10 protein-coding genes are annotated in these 16,648 nt (G+C 65.7%); 5 read left to right on the top strand and 5 right to left on the bottom strand.

All coding sequences use genetic code 11. The features are described from left to right. Window positions 1-87: 87 nt before the first annotated feature. Together AB0259_RS13530 and AB0259_RS13525 are read left to right on the top strand one after the other, a co-directional pair. On the top strand, window positions 88-1,416 hold the full coding sequence (locus tag AB0259_RS13530) for an MFS transporter (protein ID WP_366223024.1): 1,329 nt from the start codon (window positions 88-90) through the stop codon (window positions 1,414-1,416). A gap of 42 nt (window positions 1,417-1,458) precedes the next feature. Continuing rightward, a complete protein-coding gene (locus AB0259_RS13525) occupies window positions 1,459-3,870 on the top strand; it encodes a glycoside hydrolase family 2 TIM barrel-domain containing protein (RefSeq protein ID WP_366223023.1) in 2,412 nt (803 codons plus the stop codon). Between the two features lie 441 nt (window positions 3,871-4,311). On the opposite strand, the gene AB0259_RS13520 is transcribed toward AB0259_RS13525, so the two are convergent. Continuing rightward, window positions 4,312-5,787: a DHA2 family efflux MFS transporter permease subunit gene (locus AB0259_RS13520; protein ID WP_366223022.1), complete on the bottom strand. Its 1,476-nt coding sequence runs from the start codon at window positions 5,785-5,787 to the stop codon at window positions 4,312-4,314. Between the two features lie 110 nt (window positions 5,788-5,897). Between AB0259_RS13520 and AB0259_RS13515 the strand changes: the two genes are divergently transcribed. After that, window positions 5,898-6,563, top strand: coding sequence for a TetR family transcriptional regulator (locus tag AB0259_RS13515; protein ID WP_366223021.1), 666 nt, complete (start codon window positions 5,898-5,900; stop codon window positions 6,561-6,563). Between the two features lie 416 nt (window positions 6,564-6,979). Here the strand turns inward: AB0259_RS13515 and AB0259_RS13510 are convergent, their stop codons facing one another. The 3 genes from AB0259_RS13510 to AB0259_RS13500 form a co-directional block, all read right to left on the bottom strand. Further along, window positions 6,980-7,519 (bottom strand): hypothetical protein, encoded by a 540-nt coding sequence (locus tag AB0259_RS13510; RefSeq protein ID WP_366223020.1) that lies wholly within the window; start codon window positions 7,517-7,519, stop codon window positions 6,980-6,982. A 175-nt stretch (window positions 7,520-7,694) separates the two neighbouring features. Beyond that, window positions 7,695-9,098: a DNA polymerase gene (locus AB0259_RS13505; protein ID WP_366223019.1), complete on the bottom strand. Its 1,404-nt coding sequence runs from the start codon at window positions 9,096-9,098 to the stop codon at window positions 7,695-7,697. 166 nt (window positions 9,099-9,264) lie between these two features. Continuing rightward, a complete protein-coding gene (locus tag AB0259_RS13500; protein WP_366223018.1) occupies window positions 9,265-11,706 on the bottom strand; it encodes a hypothetical protein in 2,442 nt (813 codons plus the stop codon). Between the two features lie 659 nt (window positions 11,707-12,365). On the opposite strand from AB0259_RS13500, the gene AB0259_RS13495 reads away from it, so the two are divergent. Beyond that, window positions 12,366-13,082 (top strand): hypothetical protein, encoded by a 717-nt coding sequence (locus AB0259_RS13495; RefSeq protein WP_366223017.1) that lies wholly within the window; start codon window positions 12,366-12,368, stop codon window positions 13,080-13,082. A gap of 545 nt (window positions 13,083-13,627) precedes the next feature. On the opposite strand, the gene AB0259_RS13490 is transcribed toward AB0259_RS13495, so the two are convergent. Continuing rightward, on the bottom strand, window positions 13,628-13,939 hold the full coding sequence (locus AB0259_RS13490) for a hypothetical protein (RefSeq protein WP_366223016.1): 312 nt from the start codon (window positions 13,937-13,939) through the stop codon (window positions 13,628-13,630). Window positions 13,940-15,464: 1,525 nt separating this feature from the next. Here AB0259_RS13490 and AB0259_RS13485 point away from each other — a divergent pair. Then, entirely contained in the window at window positions 15,465-16,646 is a 1,182-nt protein-coding gene (locus AB0259_RS13485; protein WP_366223015.1) for a hypothetical protein, read from the top strand. The last annotated feature ends 2 nt before the right edge of the window (window positions 16,647-16,648 follow it).

The raw sequence follows: 16,648 nt of genomic DNA, 5'->3' as shown, positions 1-16,648 counted from the left end.
TCCTACACCGAGCCTAATTGACAGCTGTGAACTAGCGCCACATAATCGTTCACACGTGTGTTCACACCTGTGACTAGGAGAGCCTCAATGTCGAGCCAGCTGACCCCGAATGACCGCTTTGCGGCGATCGCCACTCCGCCCGCGACGCCGACGTCGCTTCCCGGCACGGATAGCACCGCGCCCGCCCCGGAGACGATTTCCGATCCGTCGCGCTGGTTGTGGGTGATCTACCCACTCGCGATGGTGGCGATGAACGCCGTGTGGGGCGGAGTTATGCAGATGCTGCTTGGCAAGCAGGTCGCACAGCTCCTGCCCGAGCCCGCGGCGGCAGCCGGAGTCCTTGGTCTCACGCTGACCGTCGCAGCCGTCTCAAGTGTGATTTCGCAACCCATTCTCGGTCGACTGTCCGACCGCACTCGGACGCGGTTCCTCGGGCGACGCAACATCTGGATCCTGATCGGAGGCATCGTCAGCGCCATCGGCCTGATCGTGATGTCCCAGCTGACGTCCATCGTTGCCATCGCCGTCGTGTGGGCCATCATGATGTGGCCGCTTAACGCCACTCAGGCCGGACTCACGGCCGTTCTCCCGGAGCGCATTCCGCTGCGACGGCGCGGAACAATGTCCGGAATGGTCGGCGCGTCCACCCTCGTTGGGTTGTACGCCGGTGTGGCTCTGGCCGGCCTCTCGCAAGAGGTCTTCAAGGGTTACCTGTTGATTGCCGCGGCCTTCCTCCTCACCGCCGTCACATTCGCGTTGACCACGAAGGACCGTCCGGCGCCAGACCTTCGGGCCCTGTCTCGCGAAGAGCGTCGAGAGCGCACCAGGATGCCCAGCTTCCGCACGGCCCCTGACTACTGGTGGACATTCGCCGGCCGCGCCTTCCTCATCTTTGGATACTTCTCCGTCACGAGCTTCCAGCTCTACATCCTGCGCGACTACATCGGTGTCGGTGACATCGACCAGGCCGGAGTAGCCCTCGTCGCGATCTCGGGCATGAGCACCCTGCTCAGCCTCGTCTTCGCCGCAATCGGCGGGTGGGTATCTGACAAGTTCGGACGGCTGCGCATCTTCGTCGCACTTTCCACCGCGATGTTCGCCCCCGCCGGCCTGGTGTACCTGCTGATGCCGACCATGACCGGGGCGTGGATCGCATCCGCCATCGTCGGCGCGGCCTTCGGCGTCTACATGGCGGTAGACCAGGCCCTTATCACTCGCGTGTTGCCCAACCTCGACAACGCCGCGCGTGACCTCGGCATCATGAACATCGCCAACGCCGGCCCCCAGATCGTCGCTCCCGCCGTGGTCGGCGCCATCGTTGGTGCTACGGGGAACTATCAGGTCATCTTCATCATCCTCATCGCCTCCACCGTCCTGGGCGCGCTTTCAGTGCGATTCATTCGAGGTGTCCGATAACTCCTTGCTGCACACGCAGCGAACTAGACGAAAGAAGCACCTATGATCCGCCAATTGTTCAACGACGGCTGGACCGCCGGCCCTAAACTCGGTGTCTTCGGTACGCAAGACGACGGCACCGTGCGAAAGCCGGTGCGCCTCCCGCACGATGGGGTCCGCGACCTGCATCGCACTGCCGACACCCCCAACGGCAGTCACACGGGCTACTACCCCGGAACTCATCTGTCGTACGAGAAGACGTTCGAGGTGCCCGCGGACTGGCATGGCAAGGCGGTCATGCTCGAATTTGAGGGCGTCTATCGCGACGCCATGGTGTTCGTCAATGGCGATCTCGCCGGGCAGCGGCCGAGCGGCTACTCCGCGTTCGAGCTCCGGCTGGAACCATACCTCCGCTTCGGCGAAGCCAACACAATACGTGTCGAGGCGCGCACCCACCAGGACAGTCGCTGGTACACGGGCGGCGGAATCTACCGCAACACGTGGCTGGCCGTCAGCGAGCCTGTGCACCTTACCCTCAGCGGCGTCAGGGTGACGACGCCAGACATCGATCAGGAGCGCGCAGTCGTTCTCGCCCAGCTCGACGTAGTGAATGACACCCGTCACACCCGCACCGTCCGTGTCGAAACTCAAATCATCGGCCCCGACGGCAGGGAAGCGGCGTCCGCCTCGGCGCCGTTAACGCTCCTGCCGGCGCACACGGGCACGCTTCACCTCCGTCATTACGTGCGAAAGCCCGAGCTCTGGGACGTCGACGACCCGAACCTTTACACGCTGCAGACCCGGGTGCGAGATGATGAACTCCTCGACGAACACGTCACCGCATTCGGGATTCGCCGTCTCCAGCTGGACCCGATCCACGGCCTCCGCATTAACGGACAGAGCATCAAGCTCCGAGGAGGCTGCATTCACCACGACAACGGCCCCCTCGGCAGTGCCGCCATCGATCGAGCCGAGGAGCGTCGCGTAGAGATCCTCAAGGCCGCCGGCTACAACGCCGTGCGCAGCGCGCACAACACCTTGAGTCGCGCGTTCCTCGAGGCCTGCGATCGCTACGGGATGCTCGTGATGGACGAGCTCTCGGATGTGTGGACGGAGGGAAAGGCGCCCTTCGACTATTCCCTCGCCTTTCCGGAATGGTGGGAGCGGGACGTAGAGTCGATGATCGCGAAAGATTTCAACCACCCGAGCGTCATTCTTTACTCCATCGGAAACGAGATCTTCGAAGTTGGGCGGCCGATCGGCTCCACGTGGGGGCGACGCCTCGCCGAAAAGGTGCGAGCACTTGACCCAACCCGACTGGTGACGAACGCCATCAACGGGATGGTCGCCGCCTTGGACCTCGCCGCGTCGGCGAACCCCGGCGAGCCCCTCGACGTCAACGCCCTTATCGACTCCATGGAGGAGGGAATGAATACGCTCGGGTCGTCGGAAGAGGTAAGTCATCGGACTGAGGAGGCGCACGCCCAACTCGACGCGTCCGGCATCAACTATTCGGAGTCGCGCTACGCCGTCGACGCCGAACGACACCCCGACCGGATCCTGATCGGCTCCGAAACGTTCCCGGGAGCCCTCGACCGCCTATGGCCTCTCGTCGAACAGTACCCGACCGTTCTCGGCGACTTCGCCTGGACGGCGTGGGACTACCTGGGCGAGGCGGGCATTGGGCGAGTCGTCTATCAGGATGAGGAAGCGGGAGGCTTCGGCGCCGCATACCCCCACCTGACCGCCGGATCCGGGACCATCGATATCACTGGGCGACTAAAGCCGATCGCCTACTGGCGCCAGGTCGTTTGGGGCCTGCGCCGCGAACCGTATATCGCCGTTCACCGTCCCCAGCGCCATGGTCAGGAAGTCAAGATTGGCCCCTGGTCCTGGCACGACGCGCTCAACAGCTGGACGTGGAACGTCGAGCCAGGCAGCCCCATTACCGTTGACGTCTACACCGACGCTGAGGAGGTCGAGCTGCAAGTCAACGGCACGACCGTGGGCCGTGCCCGTGTCGGTGAGGACAAGGCATTCATCGCCCGTATCGAGACGACCTTCTCGCCGGGAACAGTCATCGCCGTTGCCTACCGAAATGGCGAGGAGGTTGGTCGAAGTACTCTTGAGACCGCGCGCGGCGATCTTCGACTGCACGCCTCCGCCGATCGACAGGAGCTCCGCGCAGACGGCACCGATTTGGCTTACGTCGAGATTTCGATCGGAGATGATGCAGGCGTCGTCCACAACGACGTCGAAGAGCAAATTCTCGTCGCTCTGGACGGGCCAGCTGTGCTCGCAGGATTTGCGAGCGCAGCGCCTGCTACCGAGGAGCGATTCGATGCGGAACGCCGAAGCACCCACGACGGGCGAGTCCTGGCCGTTATCCGGCCCACGGGCTCGGGGAATATCACCCTCACCGCCACCGCGGAAGGTCTTCTTCCCGCCACGGTAGAAATCACGGCGGCTCATTAGCGAGCCGGTGGGCTGCAGCCTGAGACTAGCTGGATCTTCGGAGAACACGTTCTGTGCCTACGGCAGGCACGAGGGCTGTTCGTGCGTCAGCGGACTCGTTCTGACACCGGCCGACGCGTTGACGACACAGCTAGAGCCTGCGATCTCGGGGAACGACGTGTACCGCAACCCAAGCCCCTACCCGACAGATTCAGAGCGCCGTCCGCACAAAAACACCCACTCGTATCCGGAAATGGAGCGCTGAGGTTCAGCGCAAGCGGAGTCCCGAATGAAGCAATTGGGATTCCTTCCCTCATTGCGAGCGCGATAACGATGACGGCGATTTCGGTGGGCGCCTCGAGGCGGACCCCCCACAAGATGCGGCAACTATCGACGCCATCACCGACAGTGGGGTGGCGACCGTCGAGAAGCTGACAACGATGATGCTAGCTGTCGGGTAGGTCAGTGCGCGATGGTCGTCGCCTGCGCGTCGTCGGCGGGCTTCCGGACGAGCGCCGCCAGCACGACGGCGACCGTCGCGATGACCGCCCCGACCGTGAAGGCGGTGTGGACGCCGGACGCGACTGCGCCGACGGCGTCGGCACCGGATGCCGCGGCCGCCGCACCACCGACCGACATGAGCGTGACGAACAGGGCCGTGCCGGCGGCGCCGGCGACCTGCTGCAGCGTGCTGACCGTCGCGCTGCCGTGCGAGTACAGCCGCTGCGGCAGCGAGCCGAGCGCTGAGGTGAGCAGCGGCGTGAAGACGAAGCCGAGCCCCAGGTTCAGTGCCATGTGCACCGCGACGATCCAGGCGACCGAGGTGCCTTCGCCGAAGGTCGCCATCCCCCACAGCGCCGCCGCGGCGACGACCATGCCGGGCAGGACGAGGGGGCGCGGCCCGAAGCGGTCGAAGAGCGATCCGACGATCGGCGCGATGACGCCCATCAGGACTCCGCCGGGCAGCAGCATCAGGCCGACGGCGAGGGTGTCGAGCCCGAGCACCTGCTGCAGGTAGATGGGCAGGAGGATGAGCGAGCCGAACAACGCCGACATCACCACGATGACGAGGACCACGGCCAGGCTGAACGAGCGCGAGCGGAACGTGCGCAGGTCGAGCAGTGCGGCATCCGTCTTCTGTAGCGTCAGCTGACGGACGACGAACAGCGCGAGGGATGCCGCGCCGAGGACGAGCGGGATCCAGACGGGCACGGGCGCGTGCCCCGACGCGGACTCGCCGATCGAGCTCAGCCCGAAGATGAGGCCGCCGAAGCCGACGGCCGAGAGGACGACGGACAGGACGTCGAACCGAGCGTCGCGGGTCTCGGTGACGTTCTGCACCCAGAGGGCGCCGAGGGCGATGGCGAGGAGGGCGATGGGGAGCACCAGCCAGAACATCCAGCGCCAGTCGAGGGCCGAGAGGATGAGGCCGGACACCGTCGGCCCGACGGCGGGAGCGACGGCGATGACGATGCTGATCACGCCCATCATCCGCCCGCGATGGGTGGGAGGGACGACGTTCAGGACGGTGGTGAACAGGAGCGGCATCATGATCGCGGTGCCCGAGGCCTGCACGACGCGGCCGACCAGCAGCATCCCGAACCCGGGCGCCAGCGCCGCGATCAGCGTGCCGATCGCGAACAGGGTCATCGCGGTGAAGAACACCTGACGCACGGTGAAGCGGGCCAGGAGCGATCCGGTGAGCGGGATCACGACGGCCATTGTCAGCAGGAAGCCCGTCGTCAGCCACTGCGCGGTGGCGGCCGTGATGTCGAGGTCGATCATCAGGCTCGGCAGCGCGACGCCCATGATCGTCTCGTTGAGGATGACGACGAAGGCGGCGACGACGAGCAGCGCGATGACCGGCCCGGTCTTCGGAGCGGACGCGGGGATCGTGGGGGCGGACGCCGTGTCGGGACGGGAGTCGCTGAGAGTCATGGGCTGCCTTCGAGGTCGGTGCGCGGCGCGAGGTTCGGTCGATTCTATCTGACAGTGACTGCCACATTGGCGTGAACTGCAGATTTGACGATGGGTGCAACAATGGGCGCATGGACCGGTATTCCCCCGACGAGGCGGCGCCTGCGGACCGCCCCACCGAGGGGCTGCGGGAGCGGCGGCGGCGCGAGACCCAGCGCGAGCTGTCGGATGCCGCGATCGAGCTGTTCGAGCAGCACGGCGTGTCCGGAACCACCGTCGACGACATCGCGCATCGCGCCGGCACCTCCCCGCGCACGTTCTTCCGCTACTTCGCGACCAAAGAGGCGGCCGTCCTGCAGCCGACCGAGGAGTCGGAGTCGATGCTGCGTGCGGTGAGCGAGGCGGTGGGCAGCGGAGAGCCGCTGCTGCACGCCCTCGAGAGCAGCTGGCTGGCGCAGATCGCGTGGTTCGACTCGCGTCCGGACGAGCACGACCGGGTGCTCCGCGTTCGCCGTCTCGTCGGCCACGAGCCGACCCTGCTCGCGCTCGTCCTGCGCACGGAGGCGGAACAGGTGGATGCGCTCACCGACACCGCGGTGGATGCCGCCGGTGCCGACGCCGACGTCCTCACCGCTCGCGCGGCGATCGGGATCATCTTCCTCATCGTCCGGCTCGCCTTCGACGAGTGGGCTCGTCGCGCCGAGCTCGGCACCTCGGCCAGCGTGCGCGAAATCTACCTCGAAATCCGGCGCAGCACCGTCGCGATGAGCGACCAGTTGGGCGATCCGCCCGCCTGATCGCGAGGAGTTCCAGCCGCTCCGTCGGGAAGGCGGTATCCGAGACTCGCTTCGCATCGCCACATCAGTATGGAATCTGATGGGCGTGTTTGAGCTCTTCATCGTGCTCGCTCTGATGGCCGGCGTCTGGCTGCCCGCGTTCGGCGTTGGAGGGACGGCGGCAGCGACAGTCTTGTTCGTCGGAGCCGCCGCGTCGCGGGCTCGCGTCGGCACCCGCACGCAGCGGACTGGGTTGCTGGCTACCGTAGTCCTGACGCTGGCAGCGATGGCGACGACGATATCCGCTATCCACCGCTAGGGAGTCTCGAGGCGGGGCTAATTACTGAAGCCCGAGTCGGCTCTCTGGACGAACGGATGACTGTCGCTCCACGTTGCCCTTCCCCGCGCGGCGTCGCCGGGGAAGGGTGTGGTCAGCGTCACATTGAGACGCGCAGCAACACGGCGCCCTTGAAGCTTTCGTCGTCGTCGAAGGGGCCGTCGTACAGGTCGATGAGGAGGAGGCGGAGGGTGGCACCATCGACCCTCAGCGTGTACGCGGGGAGGGTCTTGGGGTCGAGTTTGCGGCGGCGGGCTCGACGAACGTCGCGGATGAGCTTGTTGTCGCTGAGGTCCTCGATAGAAGGAACGAGGAAGGCGAAGACGAGTTTGAAGAGCGCGTCCACGATGTTGATGTCGCCGAGGTTGAAGTGCCACCCTTCAGCCCAGCGCTGCAGCACGTTCTCGTCGATGAACTCACCGAAGCTGCAGCCCTCCTCGAGGTCGTCGAGGCTCTCGAGGTCGCGGATGGCGTCGAGGTCCCACAGGTCCTGCAGCTGGAGGATGAGGTCACCGTTGTCCGTGACGATGCGACGGTCGTGCTCGACGGGCGCGGTCCAGGACCACTCCAAGTCGGAACCGATGTAACGGAATCGCGGGGCATCGGAAGCGGTGGTGTCGGAGATGACGGTCTTAGGCATGAGGTGTTCCGAGCGGTTGGGGTGTCGAGGCGGCGCCGCGAGCTGATACCCCTATGCGCGGCGCCGCGCCGACGGTGAACCGTGCGCGGATGAACCAGCCTGACGCGTCTGGGAGTCGTCGCATTCGGGTTTACGTGGGAAGCAGACACCAGAACCTCGGACACTGGGTCACGACTCAGGCTTTCGCCCAGGACATACCGAGGGCTTGAGCTTCGCCTCTCAGGAGGATTCCCTCCCCCAAGTCGACCGCGAAGCATTCCTCGAGCGCGGAGGCGGAACTCGTTACGTCGCCTCGCGACACTTCGATGATGAGCTCGTCGTGGGCGCAGAGCCACAAAGCCTCGGGGCTGAACGCCCGCGCCGCACGGCGCATCACAACGCCGAAAGCGTCTCTCGCGCTCCCCTGCACGAGGTAGTTCGCTGCCCGATAGGCGGTCTCCGGGGTGAGCGACGGGAGGGGTCGCCCTCCCAGCGTGACCAGAGACTCACCGCGGAGCGCTTGCGCTCTAGCGCGCTCGAAGAATTGCGAGATGACCGGGTAGACCTGGTCGACAGCGCGTCGGATTCGGGAGGCTCGGTCCGCGCCTAGGCGTGCGCAGAGAGAAGCGAAACCCTCGCCGTAGATGCGGGCGACCAGTGCTCGTTTCGCGGTATCGCGGTTCACGTCCGGTCCCGCGGCCTCGGCGATGCGTCGATAGGGGTCGGTACTCATTACCTCATCGGCGAAGGTGCGAGCCATTCTGAGGTAGGCGGCGTCGTCTCGCGGTACAGCGAGTGTCGGCAGCAGCGCTGCCAACACTCGCACCTCCGCGCTCTGCATATCGGCGGAGATGAGTTCGTTGCCCGCGTCGGCGAGGAGCAGGCCGCGCCGGCTTCGTTTGATGGCGTTCAGGTTTGGGGTGCGGATGAGTGCACGTCCGGTGGCTGCGCGGTTGATGTCCAGGGTTGCGTAAAGTCGTCCGGCTTGCAGGTGTTTGGTCACTTGGCGGATGGCATTCAACTCGCTTCCGAGAGCACGGACGTGGAGGAAGCCTTGCAGTTGCGGGTCGGTGGTGTCGTCGGGGATGCTGGCGGACAACTCCGCGAAGCCCGCTTCATTCGTCGTCAGTTCGGCAACGACGTGATGGGCTCGAAGCCATCCAAGGGTCGCCGCGTTGTTGCGGGTGAGGTCGAGTCCGAGGTTCCGCGCGGAGGCCCCGATGACGTCCTCGAGTTCCTGACGCGCGACGTGTGCTGCGTTGCGGTCGACGCGCCATCCACGTTCGCGGCGCGCCCGCCACAACGTATCTTCCTCGGCGACCGTGAGTGCGGCTCGGGCGCTGATGCTATCCGCCCCAGAACCCTGGGCGGCGGCGAGCAGCCTGTCAGCTGCCTGCGCGAGTAGCTGTGTTGAGATTTCCGGTGTGTTCAGCCAGGGGGTGGGCGTGCCGGGTTTGCGAGCTTGCCAGACCACGGCGAGGTCGAGGACGTTTGCCGGGGTGTCATGGTTGGTCTCGGTCGCGAACAGGAGTTCCGCCTGGGGTATGTCCTCGGGATGGGGGTTGTTGGCTACGACACGGTCGGCTGATGCGAGCACCATCGTCTTTCGAACTCGGTGGAGCACGAGTGCCGGGGCTGGTCCCACCGCAGTTGACGACCACCGTGTGGGACCTGCCTCCGCGAGTCGCTGGCTAGGCGTCTCGATGATGCCCGAGGGGCCTTCATGTGTGATGTACGCGGCGGGGAGCGAACTTCCTACGCCTTTATCAGAACGCATGCTCGTCGTCCTCCTCGGCGCCGACCGCGACGGTGACGTTCGTCGCGACAGCGTCGTCCTCGATGTCGGCGTCTTCAGCGTCGTCCTCCTGGCTATCGTCGCCGGCCCATGCCGCCGTGGAGATGACGATGCAGCGGACACGCTTTCCGCCTTCTCCAGGGCTGAGGCGTACCTGACGCATGGGGCGGGAGCCTTCTTTGATGACGATGTCACCGAGTTCCCGGGCCAGGTCGGTGGGGGCGAGGTCAGTGCGTCGGAGGACCTCGAGGGCGACCTCGGGGTGAATGGCGACGACCGAGCCGTGCTTCTGAATTGTGATGTGGCGGATGAGCACGGGACGGTAGGCGTCGTGGGGGTCCCGCTTGGCGCCGCTGACGATTTCGGCCACCCGCTGGTCCGCCACCGCTGCCCGGAGGGCATGCAGTATGGCGTTCGCGGGAGAGTCATCCTTCAGGTTCGCCCGCACGTGCCCTGCGAGGGTCCTCTTGATGCTGAGGTAGGCGCTCGCTTCTTCGGCGTCGCGTTCGGACGCGCTGAGGACGCCTTCCTGTTCGAGCATTTCCAGCCAGAGCCGCGCACCCGTCAGCGCGAGGGCGCCGATGCGTGCCGTCCGTCCGAAGTGCACCCCGAGGTCGCTCTCCAATCGCTTCCCGAGTCCCGAGCGGACTGCCGCCCACCTTTCTTGCCATGCAACGAGAGTGTCCTGGTCGAGCGACGCTGCAACGCGTTGGATGAAGGTCGCCATGGCCTGGGCGGGCAGGGGTGACAGCGCCTTCTCCATGAGCCCCTCGTAATCGTCGTCGCGGTAGATGTGGTGCTTGCGGACTTCGACGGGGAGGAGTCGCTCAGCCGAGGACGCACCGAGCGCTGCGATGCTCGGCAGAATCTCGGCGACCACGATGATGGCGGGCGCGGTCATCTCCGCCGGCGGGACCACCCATTCGTTCGTCGCTGCGTCTCTGACCATGCCGACGTGTGCCGCGCCGCGTTCGAACCCGCGACGGACGAGGTTCTCGGCGAGCAGCATCTGGGTCTCCATCGCCCGCGGGTTCGTCTTGCGACGGAAGTCGTCGACCACCGTGAAACCGCTCTCGAGGCCGGCGCCGATTTTCGCGCCGGCCGCGACGGTCTGGTCGATTTTGGTCATTGGACGCTTCGCCCACTCCTGCGAGAGGTGGGAGAGGAGCACGCTGGCGAGAACGGTCTTGCCGGACCCGTGCTGACCCCATATCCAGGGGACGCCGCCGATTCCGAGACCGGCGACGCTATAGACGGCGGTGCCGAGCATCGCCCACAGCGCTGCACGGTTAGTGACCTGTTTGGTCATGTCCCAGGAGTGCTGGAGCGCCGCACCCGCGTCGGCGACTGCGGGGAAGCTCAGCGGGTTGTATCCCGGGTTCTTCGTGAAGATGGTCTTTGTGGCGTGCGTCTCACCCGCCGCTCCGATTGCGCCGCCGGCGTGAAGGTAGACCCACCGTCCTTCCCATTCGGTCCATCCCGTGCGAGCGAAGTATTCGAAGCTCGGCGCTTCGGCGGCGCTCAGTCGGATGGCGTTGGCGATGTGGGCGGATGCGTTCAGCCCGGGTTGAACGATGACGGACGTTCCCAGGCTGTGCGGGACTCGCTTGAGCCACCGGCGCGGCGCGTCAAGGTCCTCGTCTCGCACCTGCGTCACGACAGCTTCACGCCGTCCCGGGCCCGTGCCAACTGCCACCTTCAGGTCGAAAGCGAGCTGGTACTGGGTTGGGTTCCCGGCCGCGTCGAGAAGGTTCATGTCGTCGGTGACCCGGTAGCTCGCAACCACCTTCACCGCGGCGGTCATGAGCACCTCCTCCTGTCCGGCGTAGGAGAGCGTGATGCGGGAACCATTCCAGTCGACGACCGGAGCGACCGCTCCCTTCGTGGTCTCCGCCGGCGGCTGAGCCGCTTTCACACGGGCTCGTTTCGTAAGGTGGGTGCTCAGCGAGGCGGGATGCCCGTCCAACCACTCCGGCCACGCGTCGAGTGTGCCCGCGACCGCCTGAGGCTTGATGCCTTGGAGCTGTCCGAGCGCGGAGACTGCTGCTTTTGCGCGCCGCCAGTTTCCGCGGTTTCGGTCGACGTCGCCGGGGTGAGCCAGCACGACGGTGATGTCTGTCGCAGAGTATGAGGGAGGCAGCACTCGCTCCGCGCGGGCGAGCTGCTCCGGGTTCGTGAACGCGAGAACGGTGTACTCGTGTGAGTCGGCCGCGTGCGCGATTGCCGCGGCGGCCTGCCAGGTTTCAACGGCGAGCAAGTGTGGTCCGCGCGCGTACCCGATGAGCACCGGCGCGTTGCCGGCGATGGTGCTTTCGTATGGGTCGTTCGGGTCCATGAGGACCTGGGTGCCGCCGAACGTGAACTCGTGGAGGCCATCCTCGAGCACGAACGGCTGGGGGTGGGTGAACTGCATAATGTCGTCATTTCATGCAGGCGAGGAGGGGCCACCTCCGCACCGGGCTCCGCCCCTGGTTTTCCAGAGCCGGAGGTGTCGCGTCGACTGCGTCAGCGCGACACCCGAGCCCCCTATGCGCGAGGTCCAGAGACCTCGAGCGCCCCTCCCTAACCCGCGCTCACCTGTCACCGCTGTCACCACAGTCACCGCTACGAAAAACCATGACGGACCTCGCTCATGAATCGACTCCTGGCCCAACACGAAAGCGAAGGCCCAAAGAGAAGGAACCATTTCTGAGAAATGGTGACGTTGGTGACTGAAGCCCGTCCGGGACCTGGAAGGCAGCTAAATCGGGTGCCAAGATGTCACGGCCGGCATGATGACCTGAAGGTGACCTGTCACCGCAGGACAGCGCCCGCGTCGAAGGTCGCAGTCGCGAGGCGTCCAGCGACAGTCACTGCCGGATCGACGTCTCTCCAGAGAGCAACCGGGTCGCTTTCGCAAGCGGGCTCGATCCTCAGCTGGCGCGCGCACTTACGACGCTGCACACGCGAACGGACCGGGTTGGGGGTCGGCGCGGGTGTCGGCCGTATTGACACTCGAGAACCCCCGCGATCCGCCGCATAGGGGGTTAGCGAGGGCGGGCACGAGACTTGCCCCGGGTCCTAGGAGAAGGCATGACTAACCAATACACCCCCTCGACGGTCGAGTTCGACGCGAGCGTCCCCGGCTACCTCAGCGAGGAGGGAGGGCTGACCACTGCCGGTGAGATCGCCCTCGACGAGCACTTCGAGCTCATCAACGACGCGGTTCAGTGCTGGGCAGCGCAGAAGCTCGGCGTCGTCGTCGAGTTCACAGACCACGTGGCTGTCACCGCCTACGGCCGCGCCGCAAAGCGCGGTGAGAGCGATGGCCTCTGGTTGGCTCCGGACCACTGGGTCGAGTGCGCCGAGCTCGCTCTCGTAGAAATCATCGAGCAGCTGACCCTACCCCTCGCGGGCGGCGAGCTCGCGCCCACCGACACCGGCTGGGAGCTGAACGGGACCGACCGTACCGTCGCAGACTTCCCTGAGGAGCTCATCAAGGATCAGACCTTTGAGCGCATCGAGGATGTCATCGACACCCTGGCAATCTACCGGGACGCAACCGCAGCGCCCCTGCTCCGCGACCTGGAAGACGCTCTCGACGGCGTCGACGATGTGGATGCTCTGAGTGCGGACTTCGATGGGGTCGCCTCGCTCGCCGAAGCCGAGGCCATCGCAGCCCGTGTCCGCAACCACTACCAGCACATCGAGCACGAGGCGGACGTCGCCTGGGACGCCCTGAGCGACCTCATCGCCCCTGACCGCCGCGCCCTTGCACTTGCGAGTGCGGCAACCCGGCGACGGGACTGACCAGACCCTCAGCCCTGTAACGCCGGATACGTGCGTTGCCGGGCGTGAGCTGGTCGCGGCCAGCACGCGTTGGGAGGAGATCGAACCCCCTCGAGGATGACTCACCGAGAGGCAAAAAGCTCTACCGGACTTAGCCCGCCTCGACGGTGTGCCCGGTCGCCTCGATGGCGGCCGCCATCGCCCACTGCATCCGGTTCGACGGATCGAGGTCAGTTCGCGCTGCATAGGCGTCGACAGCGCGCTGAATGCCTTCCCACTGAACATCAGGCTCACGATCTGCCCCACACCTGCGCGAGCGCCCGCGGCAAAGTCCGGACTATTGCCGTGGTCGATCGTGTCCGGGGCGTACTTCGCCTGATGCTCCCGTTCGACGTTGACCATCGCCTGCGCGATGGCGTTCTGCATCATCCGCTCGGCCATCTGGCGGATGCTGTCGTGGTAGGTCATGTCTCATCCTGGCGCTCCCCCTCGGACGTGCGCGAGGGTCGCTTTCCCGCGCTCAACCACTTCCGGACCGTGGCACCCGGTCGGCCGGGACGGTCGATTCAGCGACGCCTCCGTCGACGCGGACGATGACAACCGCGCTCCTCCGGATTGTGCGCACTGAGTTCCGCATCTGTGTTGCCATGCGAGCTCGAGAAGACGGTGACGCCGTTGAGACCGACGTAGCCGTGCCTCACGCCTTGGCGCGTGATGATGGCCAGGCCGCGACGGGATCGTCGAGTTTCCAGACCCGCCGCCCCGCCCTTGACGCGTCGAACCGTGAAGTGCACGGTCTGCGTCTTGCCGCTCGACAGAATCTCTATGACGGCAGCGTTCACCACCACGCCCGCGATCGCGACGACGCCATCCAACATGCGCAGATACTTCTTTGACGTGAGGCTCGCCTTGAGACTCCTGGTCCGCGTATCGCGGGCGCCGCACCCAACTCAGCGAGTCAAGAGGTGACGGCGCCGCCCGGTGAACGGGCTCGGCGCCTCGGGCACCGAACGACAAGATCGGGGTACGGGCGTGCACCCTCACGCCCGTACGTCGCTGACCGGCGCCGTAGCACCAGAGCGCCACCCACGACCGCGCGTCCGCGCGGCGGTGGATTGACGCGACAGCGTGACGCCCCGACGACGCAGGACGCAACCTCCATTCCGAGCAGCAGGAGAGGAAGTCGCGGGCTGGGACGAAGTCACATCCCTGAGCTGCGCGCGATAGGCATAGTAAGGAGAGTCATCGCGCCGCAGGCACGCCCGTAGGAGATCGACCAGACGCACCCGAAGCGTCGGGGTTCTCGACGTTTCACCATGCTCGACGGTACGGAGTACCGAGGTACTGAAGGTTCCACGTACCGAAGTACGAAGTCCCCCGGTTCCGAGATTCCGAGGTTTCGCGAAGTGCGCTCCAACTTGTGGTGGGCAGAAGCGCCGAGGGCGACCGTCACTCGTCTGCCGAGTTGGCAGGTTACGAATCGCAGAGGGGACGGGCGATGAGCTGCGAAACTCCCAGCGTCGTGCGCCCTCGCCATGTATCCAGTTGGCAGGTGCCACGTACCACTTTCGAAGTTGTAACGCGCAAGATTTGTAAATTGCAAAGCGCGAAGTCGCAAGACCCCGACCTGCGTGAGCGACTCGCTGTCACCCAGCGCGCACCGACGTTGGGGAGCGAAAAGCCCGGAAGTTGAGAGGGGTGAGATGCGTGCAGTTTGGGATGCCTCGTCGTCAATCCAGCCCGCAGCTCATCTGCGGGTGAGGCTCTCTCCACATGCGGGTGAGCTCCGCCGCATTTACGACGAGGCGTCCCGCATCCGGACGTCGTCAGAGATCCGATCGCGCGATTGAAGAACGAAGGCGGAGAAGGGCTCAGTGGAGTGAGACACCTGTGCTCGCTTATCGCGGCGCCGTACTGTCGCCGCTGATCTATGAAGGCGTCAGATGCCGATTCGCGCGTCGCCGCGAACAGTACCGCGCCGCGACGTCGAGGGAAGCAGCGGTCGGGTGAGGCGCGGTCGAAGGTCGCCCGATGACCGCGTAGGGATGTCCCTGCATTCACCGCTGCGAGGACAAGCGACCAAAGGCAGGGAGCGGTCGCCGTGCGATCACGGGCTCTGGATGGGCGAAATACGCGGTCGCCGCAGGGTATCTAGTGCAGTAAACCGCACCGCAATATTCGCCCATCTGTCGGAAGTCACCGCCGTCTATGAACATCCCTCCCACGATCGCGATCGGCCGGGTTCCGTCACGCACGCCCTTCCACCCGCGACGCATGGCCATACGCATCGACCCGTACTGGTCGAGCCTGTGGCGAGCCGGATCCGTCGGCGACTGGTTCAGCATCCGCGACTACCAAGCTCTCTCGAGCGCGGGGATCGCGAAGGCACCCGCCTGGCTCCGAATGGATCCCGAGACGGCACGGCGGACCCTCGAGCGGACACGCTTCCGCGAGTCCGCCATGCGCGCGATCGCAGCGCTCGATTCGTGGCGAACCCTGACCGTCGAACAGCTCGAAGCCATCACCGACATCGCCCAGGCGACGGAGGGGAAGCCCTCGCTGATCGCCGCGCTGTGGACCGTTGGCCTGATCGACTTATGTCTTCCGGCGGCCTCCTTCTCGAAAGTGGGGACGGAGCGAGACTCGATCCTCGTCCGGCCCGGGCGCGATAAGAAGGCGGCGAAGCAGTTCCAGGACTCGCTGTCGTGGGTCGAGTGGGTGTCGGTCACGTCCGGCCTCGGTCTCGACAGCGACCGTCAGTACGCCCGCCACAACGTTCTCGCCGCCGAGTTCGGGTTGCGCGTCGCAGAGACCGGACGGGTCGCCACGGTGCTGGGCGAGAAGCTATCAACCATGGCGATGCTCGCTTACTCCGGGGTGGGAGCGCCGGTGCCTTCGTCGGGAGCGAGCAACGGCTCAGACCTCACCCTCGTCCGCGACGATGGCCTTCGGATCGCGGTAGAGATCACCGCGTCAAAGGTCGGAAGGTGGTTCGACGACAAAGTCGAGAAGCTGGTCACCATCCTCGCGCGACGCTCTCTTTCCGAGACGGGCCTCAGCATTCTGTTCGCGACCGCGCCACAGCAGGATGCGAGCCGGTCGGAAGCGTCCGTAGCAGAGCAGAGGGTCAAGGCGGCTGTGCAGCGAGCGGTGTTTCGAAACCCGGGGACCTTTCGCGACCCGACAGCGCGTCGCGTTGCCGTTGCCAACTGGCGGACCCTGTTTCCTGCGCCCGGAACCGTCAACGCGAACATCTCCGTTCTCCCGGCGGAGCAACCAACCGGGCGCGGCTACTTGGGCTCAGACCGCGGACGCGACGTCTGGGAGCCAATCCACCTGCTCGACGCCGCGATGAATCCGTTCGAGGCAAAGTCGCCGAGCGCCCTGACCGCTGTCATCGACAACGCCGCGGGCCTACGAGGGGTGCCTCACATGCTGCGGGAATCGCAGAATCGACCAAGCCTGAGCGACCGCGCCATGGAACGACTCGACATGGCCCGCCTGCTCCATGTGGACGGGACATCACTCACCGCGGCGCGCGGCGCAAGCGGTCCCCGACAGATCCCGTCACGACTGCGCTACTGAAC

The sequence above is a fragment of the Microbacterium sp. NPDC080005 genome (genome assembly GCF_040702445.1).
Taxonomy (GTDB): domain Bacteria; phylum Actinomycetota; class Actinomycetes; order Actinomycetales; family Microbacteriaceae; genus Microbacterium; species Microbacterium oleivorans_D.
The sequence above is the reverse complement of the archived record's forward strand: the minus strand, read 5'-3'. Positions and strand labels throughout refer to the sequence as shown.

Excerpts from the sequence above, each read along its gene's own strand:
- AB0259_RS13525 (WP_366223023.1), top strand. The coding sequence starts at position 1,459 with ATGATCCGCCAATTGTTCAACGACGGCTGGACCGCCGGCCCTAAACTC.
- AB0259_RS13495 (WP_366223017.1), top strand. The coding sequence starts at position 12,366 with ATGACTAACCAATACACCCCCTCGACGGTCGAGTTCGACGCGAGCGTC.
- AB0259_RS13505 (WP_366223019.1), bottom strand. The coding sequence starts at position 9,098 with ATGGTGCTCGCATCAGCCGACCGTGTCGTAGCCAACAACCCCCATCCC.
- AB0259_RS13520 (WP_366223022.1), bottom strand. The coding sequence starts at position 5,787 with ATGACTCTCAGCGACTCCCGTCCCGACACGGCGTCCGCCCCCACGATC.
- AB0259_RS13530 (WP_366223024.1), top strand. The coding sequence starts at position 88 with ATGTCGAGCCAGCTGACCCCGAATGACCGCTTTGCGGCGATCGCCACT.
- AB0259_RS13510 (WP_366223020.1), bottom strand. The coding sequence starts at position 7,519 with ATGCCTAAGACCGTCATCTCCGACACCACCGCTTCCGATGCCCCGCGA.
- AB0259_RS13485 (WP_366223015.1), top strand. The coding sequence starts at position 15,465 with ATGGATCCCGAGACGGCACGGCGGACCCTCGAGCGGACACGCTTCCGC.
- AB0259_RS13490 (WP_366223016.1), bottom strand. The coding sequence starts at position 13,939 with ATGTTGGATGGCGTCGTCGCGATCGCGGGCGTGGTGGTGAACGCTGCC.
- AB0259_RS13500 (WP_366223018.1), bottom strand. The coding sequence starts at position 11,706 with ATGCAGTTCACCCACCCCCAGCCGTTCGTGCTCGAGGATGGCCTCCAC.
- AB0259_RS13515 (WP_366223021.1), top strand. The coding sequence starts at position 5,898 with ATGGACCGGTATTCCCCCGACGAGGCGGCGCCTGCGGACCGCCCCACC.